15 protein-coding genes, 1 tRNA gene and 1 pseudogene are annotated in these 20,148 nt (G+C 44.2%); all 17 read left to right on the plus strand.

Going from position 1 to position 20,148, the window contains the following annotated elements:
- The first annotated feature begins 24 nt into the window (after positions 1-24).
- The 17 genes and pseudogenes from ACTNB3_RS03250 (at position 25) to ACTNB3_RS03330 (ending at position 20,117) form a co-directional block, all read left to right on the plus strand.
- Positions 25-309, plus strand: a complete 285-nt coding sequence (locus ACTNB3_RS03250; protein WP_427806388.1) for a co-chaperone GroES — start codon at positions 25-27, stop codon at positions 307-309.
- 53 nt (positions 310-362) lie between these two features.
- On the plus strand, positions 363-1,988 hold the full coding sequence (gene groL, locus ACTNB3_RS03255) for a chaperonin GroEL (RefSeq protein WP_427819207.1): 1,626 nt from the start codon (positions 363-365) through the stop codon (positions 1,986-1,988).
- A 115-nt stretch (positions 1,989-2,103) separates the two neighbouring features.
- Positions 2,104-2,592: a DUF6106 family protein gene (locus ACTNB3_RS03260; protein ID WP_427806386.1), complete on the plus strand. Its 489-nt coding sequence runs from the start codon at positions 2,104-2,106 to the stop codon at positions 2,590-2,592.
- Positions 2,593-2,669: 77 nt separating this feature from the next.
- Positions 2,670-4,124 (plus strand): IMP dehydrogenase, encoded by a 1,455-nt coding sequence (gene guaB, locus ACTNB3_RS03265; RefSeq protein ID WP_427806385.1) that lies wholly within the window; start codon positions 2,670-2,672, stop codon positions 4,122-4,124.
- Between the two features lie 145 nt (positions 4,125-4,269).
- Positions 4,270-4,995, plus strand: coding sequence for a peptidoglycan recognition protein family protein (locus ACTNB3_RS03270; RefSeq protein ID WP_441024503.1), 726 nt, complete (start codon positions 4,270-4,272; stop codon positions 4,993-4,995).
- Between the two features lie 109 nt (positions 4,996-5,104).
- Positions 5,105-5,638: pseudogene (locus ACTNB3_RS03275) on the plus strand (shikimate kinase); the annotation flags it as partial.
- The gene (locus ACTNB3_RS03280) at positions 5,631-6,137 is read left to right on the plus strand and encodes a YqeG family HAD IIIA-type phosphatase (RefSeq protein WP_427806485.1); all 507 of its coding nucleotides are present in this window, start codon (positions 5,631-5,633) and stop codon (positions 6,135-6,137) included. The pseudogene ACTNB3_RS03275 and the gene ACTNB3_RS03280, both read left to right, overlap by 8 nt.
- Positions 6,138-6,463: 326 nt before the next feature.
- A complete protein-coding gene (locus ACTNB3_RS03285; RefSeq protein ID WP_427819210.1) occupies positions 6,464-7,360 on the plus strand; it encodes a LysR family transcriptional regulator in 897 nt (298 codons plus the stop codon).
- Positions 7,361-7,424: 64 nt separating this feature from the next.
- Positions 7,425-8,186 (plus strand): type I 3-dehydroquinate dehydratase, encoded by a 762-nt coding sequence (aroD, locus tag ACTNB3_RS03290; RefSeq protein ID WP_427806382.1) that lies wholly within the window; start codon positions 7,425-7,427, stop codon positions 8,184-8,186.
- A 132-nt stretch (positions 8,187-8,318) separates the two neighbouring features.
- Entirely contained in the window at positions 8,319-8,882 is a 564-nt protein-coding gene (gene efp / locus ACTNB3_RS03295) for an elongation factor P (protein ID WP_427806381.1), read from the plus strand.
- Positions 8,883-9,145: 263 nt separating this feature from the next.
- Positions 9,146-9,976 (plus strand): DUF5688 family protein, encoded by an 831-nt coding sequence (locus ACTNB3_RS03300; protein WP_427819211.1) that lies wholly within the window; start codon positions 9,146-9,148, stop codon positions 9,974-9,976.
- Between the two features lie 87 nt (positions 9,977-10,063).
- A tRNA-Arg gene (locus ACTNB3_RS03305) sits at positions 10,064-10,135 on the plus strand.
- A gap of 160 nt (positions 10,136-10,295) precedes the next feature.
- Entirely contained in the window at positions 10,296-10,898 is a 603-nt protein-coding gene (locus ACTNB3_RS03310; protein ID WP_427806379.1) for a hypothetical protein, read from the plus strand.
- Between the two features lie 80 nt (positions 10,899-10,978).
- On the plus strand, positions 10,979-12,745 hold the full coding sequence (argS, locus tag ACTNB3_RS03315; protein ID WP_427806378.1) for an arginine--tRNA ligase: 1,767 nt from the start codon (positions 10,979-10,981) through the stop codon (positions 12,743-12,745).
- Between the two features lie 61 nt (positions 12,746-12,806).
- Positions 12,807-13,961 carry an alanyl-tRNA editing protein gene (locus tag ACTNB3_RS03320; protein ID WP_427806484.1) on the plus strand — a complete coding sequence of 385 codons (1,155 nt, stop codon included), beginning with the start codon at positions 12,807-12,809 and terminating at the stop codon, positions 13,959-13,961.
- A gap of 108 nt (positions 13,962-14,069) precedes the next feature.
- Positions 14,070-18,605, plus strand: a complete 4,536-nt coding sequence (gene gltB, locus ACTNB3_RS03325) for a glutamate synthase large subunit (RefSeq protein ID WP_427819213.1) — start codon at positions 14,070-14,072, stop codon at positions 18,603-18,605.
- Positions 18,606-18,617: 12 nt separating this feature from the next.
- Positions 18,618-20,117: a glutamate synthase subunit beta gene (locus ACTNB3_RS03330; RefSeq protein ID WP_441024504.1), complete on the plus strand. Its 1,500-nt coding sequence runs from the start codon at positions 18,618-18,620 to the stop codon at positions 20,115-20,117.
- The last annotated feature ends 31 nt before the right edge of the window (positions 20,118-20,148 follow it).

The following is a 20,148-nucleotide window of genomic DNA, read 5'->3' on the forward strand; positions in this document are numbered from 1 at the left end:
AATAGAAATCAAGGAGGAATTACAATGAGATTAGAACCTTTAGGTGACAGAGTTGTATTAAAACAGTTAGTAGCAGAAGAGACGACAAAGTCAGGTATCGTATTACCGGGACAGTCAAAAGAGAAACCGCAGCAGGCAGAAGTAATCGCAGTAGGACCGGGCGGAATGGTGGACGGTAAGGAAGTGACGATGAATGTGGCAGTCGGCGATCAGGTCATCTATTCTAAATATTCCGGAACAGAAGTAGAACTGGACGATGTTGAATATATCATTGTAAAACAGAGTGACATTCTTGCAGTAATCAAATAGTCAGCCGTATATGGCCTTTAGAAAAGAATTATTTTAAAACAGGAGTGATTGAAATGGCAAAAGAAATTAAATTCGGCGCAGAAGCCAGAAAAGCATTGGAAGCAGGTGTGAATCAGCTTGCTGATACAGTAAGAGTAACATTAGGACCAAAAGGAAGAAACGTAGTTCTGGATAAATCCTTCGGAGCACCGCTTATCACAAATGACGGTGTAACGATTGCAAAAGAGATTGAACTGGAAGATGCATTTGAAAACATGGGAGCACAGCTCATCCGTGAAGTTGCTTCCAAGACAAATGATGTTGCCGGAGACGGAACCACAACAGCTACCGTACTTGCCCAGGCTATGGTAAATGAAGGTATGAAGAACCTTGCAGCAGGGGCAAACCCGATTGTTCTTCGTAAAGGTATGAAGAAAGCAACGGACTGCGCTGTTGAAGCAATCCAGAAGATGAGCAGCAAAGTAAACGGAAGAGATCAGATCGCAAGAGTGGCTGCTATTTCAGCCGGTGATGATGAAGTAGGCGAGATGGTAGCAAGCGCTATGGAGAAGGTTTCCAACGACGGCGTTATCACGATTGAAGAATCCAAGACCATGAAGACAGAACTTGACCTGGTAGAAGGTATGCAGTTTGACCGTGGATATATTTCCGCATATATGTGCACCGATATGGAGAAGATGGAAGCAAATCTTGACAATCCATTCATTCTGATCACAGACAAGAAGATTTCCAACATTCAGGAAATCCTTCCGCTTCTGGAGCAGATCGTTCAGTCCGGAGCAAAACTTCTTATTATCGCTGAAGACATTGAAGGTGAAGCACTCACAACACTGATTGTGAACAAACTGCGCGGAACATTCAATGTTGTAGCAGTAAAGGCACCGGGATATGGCGACAGAAGAAAAGCAATGCTGGAAGATATCGCGATCCTGACAGGCGGACAGGTGATCTCAGAAGAACTTGGCCTTGATTTGAAGGAAGTTACCATGGATCAGCTCGGACGTGCTAAATCTGTAAAAGTTCAGAAAGAAAACACGGTAATCGTTGACGGTTTTGGCGATAAAGATGCAATTTCCGGAAGAATTGCACAGATCAAAGCCCAGATCGAAGAGACAACTTCTGACTTTGACAAAGAAAAACTTCAGGAAAGACTTGCAAAACTGGCAGGCGGTGTAGCTGTTATTCGCGTTGGCGCAGCAACCGAGACTGAAATGAAAGAAGCGAAACTCCGTATGGAAGATGCTCTTGCAGCTACCAGAGCAGCAGTAGAAGAAGGTATTATCGCAGGTGGCGGATCTGCATATATCCATGCAGCAAAAGAAGTTGCAAAGATGGCTGAGACATTGACAGGTGATGAGAAGACAGGTGCAGGCGTTGTCCTGAAAGCTCTGGAGGCTCCATTATTCCATATCGCAGCAAATGCAGGTCTGGAAGGTGCTGTTATCATTAACAAAGTCAGAGAAGCAGAACCAGGAAACGGATTCGATGCATACACAGAAGAATATGTTGATATGGTAAAAGCTGGAATTCTTGACCCGGCTAAAGTTACAAGAAGCGCACTTCAGAACGCAACAAGCGTAGCCTCTACATTGCTCACGACAGAATCTGTTGTTGCAAATATTAAAGAAGATGTTCCACCGATGCCGGCAGGAGGCGCAGGCGGAATGGGAATGATGTAATTCCCGTTTTGAATTATTTGTGAATTTTGAAAACTCCTCGTAAAGAGGAGTTTTCTTTTTGTAGGAAAAGTGATACAATGATAGAAATATACAAAAGGAAATTTGGAGGTAAGATATGGGTGATTATTATACCGAACAACTTGTGAAGCGGAACGCCCCCGCAAGCACGATTCTTGCAAAAGCAGCACTGATTTTGCTTACGGTTGCTTCAGTTGGGCTTGTTTTGATCATTCCGGTTGCTATCATTGCACCAATTATTTTGATTTGTCTGGACGTTTTCTTATTCCGCAGTATGGATGTGGAATTTGAATATCTGTTTGTCAACGGCGCTCTTGATATCGACAAGATTATGGCAAAGTCCCGCAGAAAAAAGGTTTTCACGATGGAATTAAATGAGATGGAAGTTCTTGCACAGGCAGGTTCAGCAGAACTTAGACCGTATCAGGGACTTAAGACAGTGGATTTCAGCTCTGGAAACCGGGATGCAAAGCAGTACGAGATGGTGATCGTTCAGAAGGGTGAAAAGAAGAGAGTGGTTTTTGAACCGAATTCAACGATTCTGGAAGGAATGAAGATGCTTGCACCTAGAAAAGTTTTTGTTTAGGGTTGACATAAGTGTAACATGTATTGTATGATAGCAGTTAAATCACAACAAAAGAAGCGAAAGAGAGGAAAAGGATAATGGGAAAGATTATCGGAGAAGGAATTACATTTGATGACGTACTCTTAGTACCTGGGTATTCAGAAGTGATTCCGAATCAGGTCGATTTGTCAACCTATCTGACAAACAAGATTAAGCTGAATATACCAATGATGAGTGCCGGTATGGATACTGTTACGGAACATAGAATGGCGATTGCGATGGCTCGTCAGGGTGGTATTGGTATTATTCATAAGAATATGTCGATTGAACAGCAGGCAGAAGAAGTAGACAAAGTTAAGAGATCTGAATATGGAGTAATCACGGATCCATTTTATCTCTCACCAGAACATACACTTGCGGATGCTAATGATCTGATGGCTAAGTTCCGCATTTCAGGTGTGCCGATCACAGAAGGAAGAAAGCTGGTAGGTATCATTACCAACCGTGATTTGAAGTTTGAAGAGGATTTTTCCAAGAAGATTAAAGAATCCATGACTTCGGAAGGGCTGATCACAGCACCGGAGGGCATTACCCTGGAAGAGGCTAAAAAGATTCTTGCGAAAGCACGCAAGGAGAAGCTTCCGATCGTGGATAAGGATTTCAATCTGAAAGGCCTGATCACGATTAAAGATATTGAGAAGCAGATCAAGTATCCGCTTTCTGCGAAAGATGCCAAAGGACGTCTTCTTTGCGGAGCAGCGATTGGTATTACTGCAAACTGTCTGGAAAGAGCGGAAGCACTCGTGAAGGCACATGTTGATGTTGTCGTGCTAGATTCTGCGCATGGACATTCTGCAAACGTGATCCGGACTGTCAAGATGATCAAAGAGGCATTCCCGGAACTTCAGGTTATTGCGGGAAATGTAGCTACAGGCGAAGCAACAAGAGCTCTGATCGAAGCAGGAGCCGACGCTGTCAAAGTAGGTATCGGTCCTGGATCAATCTGTACTACACGTGTCGTTGCAGGTATCGGTGTACCGCAGATCACAGCGGTTATGGATTGCTATGAAGCTGCAAAAGAATATGGGGTTCCGATCATTGCTGATGGTGGTATCAAGTACTCAGGAGATATGACAAAGGCAATTGCGGCAGGTGCGAATGTATGTATGATGGGAAGTATCTTTGCAGGATGCGATGAAAGCCCGGGAACATTCGAATTATATCAGGGAAGAAAATATAAAGTATACCGCGGCATGGGTTCTATTGCTGCTATGGAAAACGGAAGCAAGGACAGATACTTCCAGACGGATGCTAAAAAGCTGGTTCCGGAGGGAGTAGAAGGACGTGTGGCGTATAAAGGTTCTGTAGAAGACACCGTATTCCAGCTTATGGGCGGTCTGCGTTCCGGTATGGGATACTGTGGTGCTGCGGATATCGAGACACTGAAGACGACCGGAAGATTTGTGAAGATTTCTTCGGCTTCATTAAAGGAAAGTCATCCACATGATATCCATATTACTAAAGAAGCTCCGAACTACAGTGTAGATGAATAAAATGAGATGCCTCGGTGATGCCGGGGCATCTTTTATGTCTGTGCTTCAAAGGCTTAAGAAAAAAATAATGAAATATTCTGCTTTTGTTCGAAGGAAATATGGTAAAGTAAAAGAATGAAGCTATAGAAAAAAGGTAGGGGCAGGAATGTTCGGCAAGAGACGAAAGAGAAGAAGAAAAGAGAAGATATACAGGAACAGAGAAAGAGGATATACAAAGAAGCAGCAGATTCGGCTGCGGCACTATCTGAAGCTGGGCGTAGTTATCCTTGTTTTACTGATTTTGATTCTTTCTGTGATACGAATTGCAGGATGTATCCGCTCCGGGAAGTACTGGGAAAAAGAGGATGCAAAAATCGATGCGACAAAACCGGATATTGATGTGGAACTTTTGACTGTAAATGAATACTCCAGACCGGGGACGGAGACGGGAGAGATCCAGGGAATTGTGATCCACTATACGGCAAATCCCGGTGCAACGGCCATGCAGAACAGAGACTATTTTGAGGGCCTCAAAGATACGCATACCACGAAGGCAAGCAGTCATTTCATCGTTGGATTGGATGGAGAAATCGTGCAGTGTATCCCGACCTGGGAAGTGGCTTATGCCTCGAATTCGCGAAATGCAGATACAGTTTCGATCGAATGCTGCCATTCCGATGAGAGCGGGATGTTCAATGAGAAGACATATCGTTCCATGGTACAGCTCACGGCGTGGCTCTGCGAGAAGTTCGGGTTGGATGAAAATGACGTGATCCGACATTATGATGTGACCGGGAAAAACTGTCCGAAATATTTTGTGGAAAATGAAGATGCATGGGAACAGTTTAAGCTTGATGTGAAGACTGCGCTTGCAACTCCGAAAGAAGAATAATAAGATATTTGGGTTGATAAGAAATAATAAATTCTGTTATACTGAATCCATACATATGTACAGTGGTACAAGACAGGAAATGAGGAATACAATGAAGAATATGAATAAAAAAATGTTGGATTATAATATTGTTTTGATTGGATTTATGGGCGCAGGGAAAAGTACAGTTTCCGCTTACCTGAATAAAGAGTATGGTATGGAAGTGATCGAGATGGATCAGGTGATCGCAGAGCGTGAGAAGATGAGTATATCCGATATTTTTGCCGTACACGGAGAAGAATATTTTCGCAATCTGGAGACGAATCTTCTGATTGAGATGCAGTCTCAGACGAACAAAGTTATTTCCTGTGGCGGCGGTGTTGCCATGAGAGACCGCAACGTGAAAGAGATGAAGAAAAATGGAAGAGTTGTTCTACTTACGGCAGCCCCGGAGACGATTCTGGAGCGCGTGAAAGACAGTGATGACCGTCCCCTTTTGAATGGGCACAAAGATGTAGATTATATCGGCGGCCTGATGGAAGTGCGAAGACCCAAATACGAAGCAGCTTCAGATATCGTTGTAAGCACGGACCAGAAACGTGTTTCAGAGATCTGTGAAGAGATGATGCAGAAATTGAAGGAAATGGATGAGAAAGATGTTTAATATGTTTTACCCGGATGATTATGTGGCATCAACTTATGTGATTGATTTTGACAAGTTATATACAGAGGGTTACCGGGGGCTGATTTTTGATATTGATAACACACTGGTTCCTCACGGCGCACCGGCCGACCAGCGAGCTATCCGACTGTTTGAAACGCTGAGAAGGATTGGATTTGATACTTGTCTGATTTCGAATAATCAAGAGCCGAGAGTGAAGCCTTTTGCGGAGAAAGTGGGAAGTAAATATGTCTATAATGCGCATAAACCTTCTACAAAGAATTACAAGAAAGCAATGGAACTGATGAGCACGGATGAGAAGAATACCATTTTCATCGGAGATCAGTTATTTACAGATGTATGGGGAGCAAAACGCACCGGAATCGAAAGCATACTTGTGAAGCCGATACATCCAAAAGAAGAAATTCAGATTGTTCTGAAACGTTATCTTGAAAAAATTGTTCTATATTTTTATAAAAGAGACAAAAAAAGAAACAGATAATAGAAAACAGCAAAGGAGTCTGCAGGAAGCAGGCTCTTTTGTTTTGCGTGTGTCCAGCGAAGCTGGACCACACTTGCCGGTGCAAGTCCGGTCACGGTAATCGCCAGTGAGCCGTGTAGCTAAACTCGGTGCGTTGTAGTAATACAGGGTGCTAAATGAGGGGCGGATGAAAGGTTCATCCGCCTACTCTACCAGAACTGAAGTTTCACCGGATAAAATACGGCCTTCGTATGTTACAAAAATAATATAGACAATATGTATAATTTTTATAGTATTTTTCTATAATTTATGTTATTGTAAAATAAAAAGGAAAGGTGGTAGGGTTTATGAATTTAAATCAGTTGTATTATTTTGCAACTCTGGCTCAGGTGGAACACTACACAAAGGCAGCTGAGATGCTTTCCATTACGCAGCCGAGTTTAAGCCATGCCATCAGTATGCTGGAACAGGAACTGGGAACCACTCTTTTTGAAAAGCGCGGAAGAAATGTTGCCCTGACAAAGTATGGAAAAGTATTTCGCGAATATGTGCAGGAATCGCTTTCTATTCTGGATTCAGGCGTCAAAAAGATGAAGGCTCTCACAAGTGAAACGAGTGGAATGATTGATTTGGCGTACATTTATACACTTGGAAGTGTTTTTGTACCACAGCTGGTCGGAGGTTTTTTAAATCGGCATGAAGGATGGGATGTGGAGTTCCATTTTCATGCAGGCAGTACGACAGATATTATCAAGGGACTAAAAGAAGAAAAGTATGATCTTGCACTTTGCTCGGGTAAAGAAGATGAACCGGAAGTTGTTTTCATACCTGTAGGTACGGAAAAATTAGTGGTTGTTGTACCCAAAGATCATGAATTGGCCGGCAGAGGAGCGATCACACTGGCAGAGACAGTGAAATATCCGCATATCTGTTTCCCGAAATCCTGTGGACTTCGTCTGATTATTGATGATCTTTTTGAAAAATCGAGTGGAATGCCGGAGATAGCTTACGAAATACTGGAAGACAATTCTATGGCAGGTCTTGTGGCACAGGGATTTGGAATTGCTGTAATGCCGGAAATACCGCTTTTAAAAAGTCTGGCTGTGGATGTATTGGAAATCAAAGAACCTTCTTACGAACGGTTTGTTTATATGGCGATAATGAAGAACAAGTATTTAGCTCCTATTGTAAAGCATTTTGCAGATTATGTGGAGAAATGCTACAAAGAGGAGGTTTCCAAGTGAGTGAGAGTCAGGTTGCCCGAATTGTCATTCTGTGATATATTTGTGTGTGACAGGAGGGAGAAGAATGAAGCCGCTTGAAATCAGAAATATAAGAATCGGAGAAGGAATCCCTAAAATATGTGTGCCGATCGTCGGGAAAACGAAGGAGGAGATACTGGGTGAAGCCGGAAAGCTTTCAGAAGTCCCGGCAGATATCGCGGAGTGGAGAGCAGACTGGTATGAGGACGTATTTGATGTGGAGAAGGTGAAAGAAGTTTTGAAGGAACTTCGTGCAATACTGAACGAAACACCGCTCCTTTTTACAATACGAACAGCAAAAGAAGGAGGAGAGAAGGATATCACACCGGAAATGTATGCGATGCTGAATTCAGAAGCAGCAAAAACGAAAGATGCAGATCTGATCGATGTGGAAGCGTTTCTGGACGCAGATCTGGTTCCGGGCCTGATTGAAGAAATTCACCGGTGTCATGGAAAGGTTATTGCATCCAACCATGATTTCGAAAAGACACCAAAGAAGGATGAGATCGTTCGGAGACTCTGTGCCATGCAGGAAGCGGGAGCAGATATCCTGAAGATCGCTGTTATGCCACAAAGCAGGGGAGATGTTATGACCCTTATGGAAGCAACGGTTGAGATGCACGAAAAGTACGCCGATCGTCCGATCGTTTCGATGTCCATGGGAGGCATAGGTGGTATCAGCCGGATCTGCGGAGAAATGTCCGGTTCAGCTATGACATTCGGTACAGCAGGAAAGGCATCGGCACCCGGGCAGATGAACGCAAGGGATCTGAGTAAAATTCTGAAAGTACTGCATGAAAATATGTAAAAGTTGCAACTGTTCATAAAAATACAAAAGTTTCGGTTGAAAAATACAGAGATTTATTATAGAATTATTAAAGTGAATGATTTAAGATGAAAAAGGAATGCCGTAGAGCATATATTAAGGAGGAAGTATACAATGGCAGTAAAATCAGCTGGTGAATTCAGAAATGGTATGACGCTGGAAATTGAAGGCAATGTATATCAGGTACTTGAGTTCTTACATGTAAAACCAGGAAAAGGTGCAGCTTTCGTTCGTACGAAGCTTAAAAACATCATCAATGGCGGTGTGGTAGAAAGAACATTCCGTCCGACAGAGACATTTGAGGAAGCATTTATCGAGAGAAAGAATATGCAGTATCTCTACAACGACGGAGATTTGTATTATTTTATGGACAACGAGACCTATGATCAGATTGCCATTAACGCAGAAACTGTTGGCGATTCCATGAAGTTTGTGAAAGAGAATGAGAACGTTACGATCAGCTCTTATCAGGGAAGTCCTTTCGCAATTGAGCCGCCGTTTACTGTAGAACTTGAGATTACAGAGACAGAGCCAGGCGTAAAGGGAAATACTGCTACGGGTGCTACGAAACCGGCTACTGTTGAGACTGGTGCACAGGTTATGGTTCCGTTGTTTGTCGATCAGGGTGAAAGAATTAAGATTGATACTCGTACAGGAGAGTATTTATCCAGAGCATAGGTTGAAGGATAGAAAGTACAGATATGAGTGTCTGGCATTTTTCACAAAAATCATAAGAATGTATATGCCGGAATTACGGATAAATCCCGTAGTTCCGGCATTTTTTCTTGTCAAAGCCTTTGGGGCTCATGAAAAATAGTACTTGAAAAAGGAAGAAAGGAAACGTATAATCAACTCACATACCTGTAAATCAGGTATTCTCATTCAGATGATGTTTTCTTTGACGGCTGCGCAGAGTTTCAGATTTTAGGAAAGGAGAACGTATGGAATATACGGATTTTGTAAAAGCAATGCACAGAGAAGTCAGAGGACAGATGGAGCCGGATGTGGCGGTGGAGATTCACACAGCAATTAAGAATAACAGTGCCCTAAGAACCGGGCTTGTGTTTATAAAAAAAGATGTCAACATTGCTCCGACAATCTATCTGGAAGAATTCTATGAACAGTATCTCGAAGGTGCCTCAGTCCAGGAAATGGCACAGACAATTCACTCAATCTATGAAAAGATCAGTTTGAAAAATTCCTATCCATATAACAATATTTTAAAATTTGAGAATATAAAAGACAAAATTGTTTATAAACTGATTCATAAGGAATCCAATCTGGAACTGCTTCGAGAGATTCCTTATGAGGAATATCTGGATCTTGCAGTTGTTTTTTATATTCTTCTGGATCATACCGGATTCGGACCGGCAACGATTCTGATTCGCAGTGAGCATATGCTTCGGTGGAATGTCACGAAGGAAGAAATCAGCCGGCTTGCGAAAGAGAACACGCCGAAACTGCTTCCGATGGATCTTGGTATTCTTGCGGACACCATGTACGTAGTGACGAACCAGACACGCAATCTGGGTGCAGCAGTCATGTTGTATCCGGACACCTGGGAGAAAGTTGCTGCTCTTATCGGAGAAGACTTCTATATCCTTCCCAGCAGTATTCATGAACTGATTGTAGTTCCGGAAAGCCTTGGAATGAATCGGCTTCAGCTTGAGAATATGGTTGAGGAGATCAATCAGACGGAAGTGGAACAAGAAGAGATACTGTCCAATACGGTCTATCGATATATTCGTAAAGAAAAGAGGGTCATTTTCTAACGAAATATAAGATAACTGTGAATCTGGTCAGAATAGATTATGATTTTTCACTTGATTTTTAGAGATAATAGTGCTATATTAATTATTGTCTCTGTAGCTCAGTGGATAGAGCACCGCCCTCCGGAGGCGGGTGCGTCAGTTCGATTCTGATCAGGGACGTATAAGAGAACGGCAGGAGTACATGATTTGTTACATGTATTTCTGCTGTTTTTTGTAATAGTGATGCCGCATTTTTGCATCTGACAAAACTTTCAATTTTTCGCTATTGACGCAGAAAATCTGCCGCGTTATCATGGGGGAGAACAAGGAGGTTTCTGATATGGCGGAAAAAGTGAGGAATCTCTGTCTCTGGTACTGGAAGCATCAGCGGGCGAATGTGATCGTTGGGATATTGCTTCTTGGACTGGCAGGGATGATGACCGTGTTTTTTCTGACGTATGAGGAAGAACCGCAGGTGATTCCGGTTCCCGCGATCGTGAGCGTTCAAGGATGCGAAGAGATGGAGACGAATCCACTTCGTGAGAGCAGGATGGAAGATGTGAATCAGGCGGTGGAAAAGTACTATGCCCGGATTGGAGAAAATGCAGATTATGTCGAGAATTACGAGAACCTTTATCTGTATATGAAAAACGGGCAATATGAAAATACCTATGTGGTATATGCGACCTATGAGATGAAGATCCGAGATATCTATACGCCGGTTCCGGGGCTGGGAACGCTCTATATAGAGAGGGAAGAGGACGGAACAATTAAAATCAGTGCAAGCGTAGATGAAGAGATCCAGAAATACATCGCACATATCACGCAGCATGAAGATGTACGGGGACTATTCAGGCAGATCGAAGAATCTTACGCCCGTGCTGTACATTCGGATGAAATGCTGGCGCAGGCACTGGGGGATTTACAAAGCGTGCTGAAATAAAATATTGCGCACGGGAGAAGATTCCCTTATAATAAAAACTGGTTTTGAAACAGATTTGAAAGACAGAGAGGAAGAAGAGTATGAAGAAAATCCTGGATCTTATAACAGAGGAACTGGAACAGGCGTTTGAGGAGGCCGGATATGAAAAAGAACTGGCGAAAGTGACGCTGTCCAATCGGCCGGATCTTTGCGAATACCAGTGCAACGGGGCGATGGCCGGAGCTAAAAAGTACCACAAAGCACCGATCATGATCGCGGAAGAGGTTGTGGCAAAGATTACAGGTGATGGAAGCATTCGCGAGGCAGAGGCTGTGAAGCCGGGATTTATTAATCTGAAAACGAATCCGGATTATATTGCCGGATATTTGAATGAAATGGCAAAAGATGATAAATTTGGCGTGGAAGAAGAGAAAAATCCGAAGACGATCCTGATCGATTACGGCGGACCGAATGTAGCAAAACCGCTGCATGTAGGACATCTTCGTTCTGCGATCATCGGCGAAAGTATTAAGAGAATTACCCGCTTCATGGGGAATCGTGTGACCGGAGATATTCACCTTGGCGACTGGGGATATCAGATGGGATTGATTATTACAGAGCTTAGAAAGCGTCAGCCAAATCTGCCGTATTTTGACGATGCGTTTACCGGAGAATATCCGGAAGAACCGCCGTTTACGATCGGTGATCTGGAGGAAATCTATCCTGCTGCATCCGCATATGCCAAGGAGCATGAAGACTATCGTGAGGAGGCTCTGGAGGCTACTTTCCAGCTGCAGAACGGGAAAAGAGGATACCGTGCAATCTGGAATCATATTATGAATGTATCTGTAGCAGATCTTAAGAAGAATTATGCGAATCTGAATGTGGAATTTGACCTGTGGAAGGGCGAGGCAGATGCGCAAAAATATATTCCGGATATGGTGCAGCGCCTGAAGGATGAAGGATATGCACATCTGGATGAGGGAGCACTTGTGGTGGACGTAAAGGAAGAAACAGATACGAAGGAGATCCCTCCGTGTATGATTCTGAAATCAGACGGTGCCGCGCTTTATGATACCACAGACCTTGCAACGCTGGTTGAAAGAGAAGAACTTTATCATCCGGATGAAGTGATCTATGTGGTTGACAAGCGTCAGGAACTTCATTTTATCCAGGTATTCCGCTGCGCGAAGAAGACCGGAATCGTGCGCGAGGATACAAAGCTTACGTTCCTTGGCTTCGGAACGATGAACGGAAAAGATGGAAAGCCGTTCAAGACCAGAGAAGGCGGCGTGATGCGTCTGGAACATCTGATCAAAGATATTACGGATAAGATGTATGAGAAGATTACCGACAATCGTACTGTTGCAGAAGAGGAAGCGGAGAAAACAGCGAAGATCGTGGGAATGTCTGCGATTAAATACGGAGATCTTTCCAATCAGGCTGCGAAGGATTATATTTTTGACGTGGATCGTTTCACTTCATTTGAAGGAAATACCGGTCCGTACATTCTCTATACGATCGTCCGGATCAAGTCGATTTTAAATAAATACAAAGAAAATGGAAATACGCTGGATGATACGAGGATTCTTGGCGCCGGAAGTGAGAGTGAGAAGGCTCTGATGCTGGAGGCTGCCAAATTTGGAAGTGTGATGGAAACAGCATATCAGGAGCTTGCGCCGCATAAGATCTGCGCGTATATCTATGATTTGGCAAATGCATTTAATCGTTTCTACCATGAAACAAAAATTCTGGCAGAAGAGGATAAGGCAAAACAGAAGAGTTATATTGGGCTTTTGAAACTGACAAGAGATATTCTGAATACCTGTATCGATCTGCTGGGATTTGAAGCACCGGAGAGGATGTAAAATAGAATAAAACTATTCGTAAGGTGGCTTGAATAAATACGAAAGAAGGAACATAAGGATGATGACAGAGAGATTATATTATGAAGACAGTCATATGGCTGAATTTGATGCGAAGGTCATTTCCTGCGAAAAGTCCGGGGAAAATTATGAGGTGGTTCTTGACAGAACTGCCTTTTTTCCTGAGGGAGGCGGACAGTCTGCCGATACCGGATTTTTGGAAGATATAAGAATCGTAGATGTTCAGGAAAAAAACGGAAGCATTTTTCATAAAGCTGAAGGCTACATTGAGCCGGGCAGTGAAGTAAAGGGAAGGATCGACTGGAAACAGAGGTTCACCAGGATGCAGCAGCATACAGGGGAGCATATTCTGTCCGGTTTGATCCATAAAAGATTTGGATATGATAATGTGGGATTTCACCTCAGTGATGAGATATGTACGCTGGATCTGAATGGCCCAATGACAAAGGAAGAAGTCAGAGAGATTGAAAATGCGGCGAATGAGGCTGTATTTGCCTGCATTCCGGTCGAGGTGTTATACCCGTCAAAAGATGAGCTTGCATCTTTGGAATACCGGAGCAAGATCGAGATCGAGGGTCAGGTCCGTATTGTGCGAATACCGGGGTATGATGTGTGTGCCTGCTGCGCACCGCATGTGGATAATACCGGTGAGATCGGTCTGATCAAACTGATTAGTGTCCAGAACTACAAAGGAGGAGTTCGGCTTACGGTGGTTTGCGGAAGACGTGCACTGGCAGATTATCAGGCGAAAGAAGACAGTGTAAAAGCGATCATGTTTAGCTTGTCCTCCAAGGAGGAATTGATAGCAGATGCAGTTGAGAAGTTGAAAGAAGAGACGAATGCATGGAAGATGAAACTGATAGAAGCCAGACGGGAGATGCTTGCAGGGAAAGTAACCGGCATAGAAGAAGGAAAAGCGTGTGTCTGCCTGTTTGAATCTGGTCTGGAGGGCAGTGAACCGCGTGAACTGATGAATCTGGTTCTGGACCGCAATGTGAAAGTATGCGGAGTATTTGCCGGGACAGATGATGTTGGATACCGCTATGTGATCGGAAGCCGCACGGAGGATGTCCGGCCTCTTGGAAAAGAGCTGAATCAGGCATTTGAAGGAAGAGGCGGAGGAAAACCGGAGATGGTTCAAGGGTCATTAAAAGGGGCTGCATCCGAAATAAAGGAGTACTTTATGAAAGTGCAGTAATGAAATTCTCATGAATTTCCTATTTACTTTTTGAAATAAATGTTGTATAGTGGTGAAATATAAAATGTAACCAGAAAAAGTAACATGATTTCAGAAAGGGCAGGATATATGAGTAGTCAAAAAATGAATATGCAGGATGGTTTGTACAGCCCGGATTTTGAGCATGACAACTGCGGAATTGGAGCAGTTGTGGATATCAAGGGAAGGAAAAGCCATGAGACAGTCGCCAATGCGCTGAAGATAGTTGAAAACCTAGAACATAGAGCTGGCAAGGATGCCGAAGGGAAGACCGGAGACGGAGTTGGAATTCTGTTACAGATTTCACATAAGTTTTTCTCCAAGGTCTGTGAACCCCTCGGCATCTTTTTAGGTTCTGAGAGAGATTATGGTGTAGGTATGTTTTTCTTCCCTCAGGATGAACTGAAGAGAAACCAGGCAAAGAATATTTTTGAAGTCATTGCAAGAAGAGAAGGCCTGAAGTTTCTTGGATGGAGAGAGGTCCCGATTCATCAGGAAATTCTCGGGAAAAAGGCAGTTGAGTGTATGCCGTGCATTATGCAGGGGTTCATTGAGCGCCCGGAGAAGATTGAGAAAGGTCTGGACTTTGACCGCCGTCTGTATGTGGTAAGGCGTGTGTTTGAGCAGAGCAGTGATGATACATATGTGGCATCCCTTTCCAGCAGGACGATCGTCTACAAAGGAATGTTCCTGGTCAAACAGCTGCGGCGATTCTTTGAAGATCTTCAGGATCCGGATTATGAATCTGCGATCGCGGTGGTACATTCCCGTTTCAGTACCAATACGAATCCGAGCTGGGAGCGGGCACATCCGAACCGATTCATAGTGCATAACGGAGAGATCAACACGATACGTGGAAATGCAGATAAGATGCGCGCCAGAGAAGAAAATATGGAATCTGAATACCTCAAAGGAGAGCTCTATAAGGTTCTTCCTGCGATCAATATTGCGGGATCAGATTCTGCCATGTTAGATAACGCTTTGGAGTTCATGGTAATGAGCGGGATGCCTCTCCCGCTTGCGGTTATGATCTCGATTCCGGAGCCATGGGCGAACAACCGAACGATGTCTCAGAAAAAGAAGGATTTTTATCAATATTATGCGACGATGATGGAACCTTGGGACGGACCTGCATCGATCCTTTTCTCCGATGGAGACTGTATGGGTGCGGTTTTGGATAGAAATGGACTTAGACCATCCCGATACTATATCACCGATGATGATACGCTGATCCTTTCTTCTGAAGTTGGCGTGCTGGATATCCCGCCGGAGAAGATCGTAGTCAAGGAGCGAATCCATCCTGGTAAAATGCTACTTGTAGATACGGTTCAGGGTAAAGTGATCGATGACGATGAACTGAAAGAAGGATATGCAGCATCACAGCCTTATGGTGAATGGCTTGACAATAATCTTGTTTGTCTGAAAGATCTGAAGATTCCAAATCTGAAGGTTCCGGAATATACGAAAGAAGAATGCCAGAAGCTTCAGAAAGCATTTGGATATTCTTATGAAGAAGTAAATTCTTCTGTGCTGAATATGGCGAAAAACGGAAGTGAAAGTATCGGTGCAATGGGAATTGATGCACCACTGGCAGTCCTCTCCGAGAAACATCAGTCCTTGTTTGGATATTTTAAACAGATTTTTGCACAGGTAACCAATCCGCCAATTGATGCGATCCGCGAAAAAGTAGTGACATCAACCAGCGTCTATGTCGGCAGGGACGGGAACCTTCTGGAAGAGAAGGAAGAAAACTGTCATGTCCTGAAGATCAATGATCCGATCCTCACAAATACGGATCTTCTGAAAATTAAAAATATGAAAGTGGAAGGCTTTAAAGTGGTGGAAATTTCGACCACGTATTTTAAAAATTCCAGCCTGGAAAAAGCGATTGATTATTTGTTTATCCAGGTGGATCGTGCAATCCGTGACGGCGCGAATATCCTGATCTTAAGTGATCGTGGTGTAGATGAATACCATATTGCTATGCCTTCACTTTTGGCTACTTCCGCAGTGCATCAGCATCTGGTGCGTACTAAGAAGCGTACGAGTGTTGCTGTAATCATGGAAACCGGTGAGCCGAGAGAGGTACATCATTTTGCAACCCTGCTGGGTTATGGAGCCTCTGCAATCAATCCGTATCTTGCCCATGAATCGATCCGCCAGCTGATTGACGAAGGAATGCTTCAGAAAGATTATTATGCTGCGGTAAATGATTATAATGAGGCAGTGATCAGCGGTATTATCAAGATTGCGTCTAAGATGGGAATCTCTACGATCCAGTCTTACCAGGGATCTATGATCTTTGAGGCAATCGGTCTGAAGGCGCAGTTCATTGATAAATATTTTACCGGAACTGTCAGCCGTGTGGGCGGTATCGGAATTGAAGAAATCGCGCAGGATTATATGGCAAGACACTTTGCTGCATTTGATCCATTGGGGCTGGATGTAGATCTGACTTTGAACAGTGTAGGACAGCATAAATCCAAGAGCGGAGGGGAGAAGCATCTGTATAATCCACGCACGATTCATATGCTGCAGCAGTCCACAAAACGTGGAGACTATCAGATGTTCAAGCAGTATACGGAAATGGTAGACGAAGAGTCACGTGGTATCACCTTACGTGGACAGATGGATTTTAATTTCCCAAAGAAAGGAGTTCCGCTGGAAGAAGTAGAAAGTGTGGATGAAATCGTGAAGCGCTTTAAGACCGGTGCGATGTCCTATGGATCCATTTCCAAAGAAGCACATGAGACGCTGGCACTTGCTATGAACGCTCTTCATGGTAAATCAAACAGTGGAGAAGGCGGAGAAGATATCGAACGTCTGGACAGCGATAAATGTTCTGCAATCAAGCAGGTCGCAAGTGGAAGGTTCGGTGTAACTTCCCGTTATCTGGTCAGCGCCAAAGAAATTCAGATCAAGATGGCACAGGGGGCAAAACCTGGAGAAGGCGGACATCTTCCGGGTGGAAAAGTATATCCGTGGATTGCCAAAACCAGGCATTCTACACCGGGAGTGGGACTGATCTCACCGCCGCCGCATCATGATATATATTCCATCGAGGATCTGGCACAGCTTATTTATGACTGTAAAAATGCCAATAAGGATGCGAGAATTTCTGTAAAACTGGTATCCGAAGCAGGGGTAGGTACGGTCGCTGCCGGCGTTGCAAAAGCGGGAGCAGGGCTGATCCTGATTTCCGGATATGACGGAGGAACCGGAGCGGCGCCGAGAAGTTCCATCCATAATGCAGGACTTCCGTGGGAACTGGGACTCGCAGAAACACATCAGACCCTGATCCAGAACGGTCTTCGTGAACGTGTACGGATTGAGACAGACGGAAAATTAATGAGCGGGCGTGATGTGGCGATCGCAGCACTTCTTGGTGCTGAAGAATTCGGATTTGCAACGGCACCGCTGGTAACAATGGGATGCGTTATGATGAGAGTATGTAACCTGGATACCTGTCCGGTCGGCATTGCAACCCAGAATCCGGAGCTGCGGAAACGATTCGCAGGAAAGCCGGAGTATGTGATCAATTTCATGCGTTTCATCGCGGAAGAGCTTCGGGAATACATGGCAAAACTGGGAGTGCGTAAAGTAGATGAACTGGTAGGACGCACCGATCTCCTGAAAGTAAGAGACGTTCCCACTTCTGCGCGTGCGGCTACGCTGGATCTGTCAAGGATCCTTTACAATCCATACGCGAAAGAAAAAAGCGGCATGATCTTCAATCCGAAGAAAAAGTACGACTTTGAACTGGAAAAGACGATGGATATGAAGGTGCTTGTAAAAGAACTTCTGCCGTCTCTGGAAAAGAAGGAAAAGAGAACCCTGGAACTTGAAGTGTCCAATGTAAACCGTACCTTTGGAACCATTTTTGGCTCAGAGATCACCAGACGTTATCCGGAGGGACTCCCGGAAGACAGTTATGTAATCAAGTGTCACGGAGCCGGCGGACAGTCATTTGGCGCATTTATACCGTCAGGGCTGACGCTTCAGTTGACTGGTGACAGTAATGATTATTTCGGAAAAGGGCTGTCCGGAGGTAAACTGATCGTTTATCCACCGAAGGAAGCGAAGTTCAAGGCAAATGAGAATATTATAATAGGTAACGTTGCACTTTATGGTGCCACCAGTGGAAAAGCATTTATAAACGGACTTGCGGGAGAACGTTTCTGCGTAAGAAATTCCGGTGCAACTGCAGTGGTAGAAGGTGTCGGTGATCATGGATGTGAATACATGACCGGCGGACGTGTGGTGATTCTTGGACAGACCGGAAAGAATTTTGCGGCCGGCATGAGCGGTGGTGTGGCATATGTATTGGATGAAAACAGTGACCTTTACACCAAAGTAAATAAAGAGATGGTAAATATTGAGCATATTACCTCGAAAGCAGATGTTTCTGAACTCAAGGAAATGATCGAGGAGCATGTGGCAAATACAAATTCGGAAATGGGAAGAAAGATTCTGGAGCATTTTAAAGAATATCTTCCGAAATTCAAGAAAGTCATTCCACATGATTATGAAAAGATGCTGACTATGATTCTCCAGATGGAAGAAAAAGGATTCAGTAGTGAACAGGCAAAAATTGAAGCATTTTATGCGATTAAAAATGGAAGATAGGGGGCGAAAACAGTGGGAAAAGCAACAGGATTTATGGATTATGAGAGATGCGACCAGAAATGTGAGTCGCCGATGAGCAGAATCAAACATTTTTGTGAGTTCCACACGCCTCTGTCTAAGGAGGAACAGGAAATTCAGGGAGCAAGATGCATGTCATGCGGCGTTCCTTTCTGCCAGTCAGGGCAGATGATTATGGGGATGGCAAGTGGATGTCCGCTTCATAATCTGGTGCCGGAATGGAATGATCTGATCTATCACGGGAACTGGGAGAAAGCATATTATCGATTGGTGAAAACCAATAATTTCCCGGAATTTACATCCAGAGTGTGTCCGGCACTTTGTGAGGCGGCATGTACCTGCGGCCTTCATGGAGATGCAGTAACTACGAAAGCAAATGAATATGGAATCATTGAAAATGCCTATGAAAAGGGATACGCAAAAGCGCGCCCGCCGAAAGTACGTACCGGGAAAAAGGTGGCTGTGATCGGTTCGGGGCCTTCCGGACTTGCGGTTGCGGATCAGCTGAACCGTCGCGGTCATACCGTTACCGTATTTGAAAGAGAAGATAAAATAGGCGGTTTGCTTCGTTATGGAATTCCGAATATGAAACTGGAAAAGCAGGTGATTGATCGAAAGGTTGCAGTGATGGAAGAGGAAGGCGTCATTTTCAAAACGGGATGCGATGTGGGAAAAACAGTGAAAGCATCTGAGATTTTGAAAAATTATGACCGCGTTGTACTTGCCTGTGGAGCTTCAAATCCAAGAGATATCAAAGTGCCGGGAAGAGATGCAAAAGGAATTTATTTTGCTGTAGATTTCCTGAAATCCACAACGAAATGCCTGTGGAATCATGGTATGAAGCTGAAAGAGGGAGAATACATTTCTGCAAAGGGCAAGAAAGTTATGGTCATTGGCGGCGGGGATACCGGAAATGACTGTGTTGGTACTGCTGTGCGCCATGGTGCCAAATCTGTGCTTCAGGTCGAGATGATGCCGAAACTCCCGGATGAGAGAGCGGAGAGTAATCCGTGGCCGGAGTGGCCGAGAATCTGCAAGACGGATTACGGTCAGGAGGAGGCTGCAGCTGTCTGGGGAAATGATCCGAGAATCTATCAGACAACAGTCAAAGAATTTATTAAAGATAAAAACGGAAATCTTTGTAAAGCTGTTCTTGTAAAGCTGGAAAGCAAAAAAGATGAAAAGACCGGGCGGATGATGATGGCGGAGGTCGCAGGAAGTGAATACACGGTCGAAGTAGATCTTGTCCTGATCGCGGCAGGATTTCTGGGGAGCCAGGATTACGTAACCAAAGCATTTGGCGTCGAAGTCAATGAAAGAACGAATGTCAAGACTGAGCCGGGAGAATACAAAACGAATGTGAAAAATGTATTTACAGCTGGAGATATGCATCGCGGGCAGTCTCTGGTTGTCTGGGCAATCCGGGAAGGCCGCGAAGCGGCCTGCCAGGTGGATCTGGATCTGATGCGATATACGAATCTTTATGTACAATAAAATAGGAGAGAGACTTGAGTAAAAACAGGTC

The sequence above is a fragment of the Bariatricus sp. HCP28S3_D3 genome (assembly GCF_052065755.1).
GTDB lineage: Bacteria > Bacillota > Clostridia > Lachnospirales > Lachnospiraceae > Allocoprococcus.